We start from the raw sequence: 530 nt of genomic DNA on the forward strand, positions 1-530 counted from the left end.
CTAGAGCGGCATCCGATCAGGTTGCGTTGTATCCTGCAGCGGCAAGGTAGGCTCGACATTCAGCTGGCGCGAAGCGGGTTAGGCTGCGCCGTATGGCATCCCAGAGGTCTGGGATAGTTCGCGCCGCTGCACTGCGCAGGAGCGCCTTCAGCTTCGCGAAGGCCATCTCGATCGGGTTGAAGTCGGGCGAGTATGCCGGGAGGTAGAGCAGCCGGGCTCCCACCGCCTCTGACGTCCCCCCATCGCTTTGGTCCGGCGTGAGTGCGAGTTTTCCGGTTCTGTGAGACCCTGACGGGAGGAGCAGAGCCGTGAAGAAGAGCAGGTTTACCGAAGAGCAAATCGCCTTCGCGCTGAAGCAGGCCGAGACCGGGACACCGGTCGCGGAGGTGCTGCGCCGGATGGGTGATCCTCCCTCGGTGGCGCGGACACAGGGAGATCATTTCGCGGTCCTCTCGGCTTGCTCGGGCGTGAGATAGCCGAGTGCCGAGTGGATGCGTTGCCGATTGTAGTAGCCCTCGATGTAGGCGAAC

General features: G+C 63.4%; 1 protein-coding gene and 2 pseudogenes. 1 reads left to right on the forward strand and 2 read right to left on the reverse strand.

From position 1 onward, the window contains the following. Nucleotides 1-16: 16 nt before the first annotated feature. Nucleotides 17-229: pseudogene (locus ACLBXO_RS31695) on the reverse strand (transposase); the annotation flags it as partial. 79 nt (nt 230-308) lie between these two features. Here ACLBXO_RS31695 and ACLBXO_RS31700 point away from each other — a divergent pair. Next, nucleotides 309-404 (forward strand): annotated as a pseudogene (locus tag ACLBXO_RS31700) (transposase); the annotation flags it as partial. A 32-nt stretch (nt 405-436) separates the two neighbouring features. On the opposite strand, the gene ACLBXO_RS31705 reads toward ACLBXO_RS31700, so the two are convergent. Continuing rightward, the coding region (locus tag ACLBXO_RS31705) for an IS3 family transposase (RefSeq protein WP_447687912.1) at nt 437-530 on the reverse strand (94 nt) is incomplete at its 5' end.

It is taken from the genome of Methylobacterium sp. C33D, from assembly GCF_053345825.1.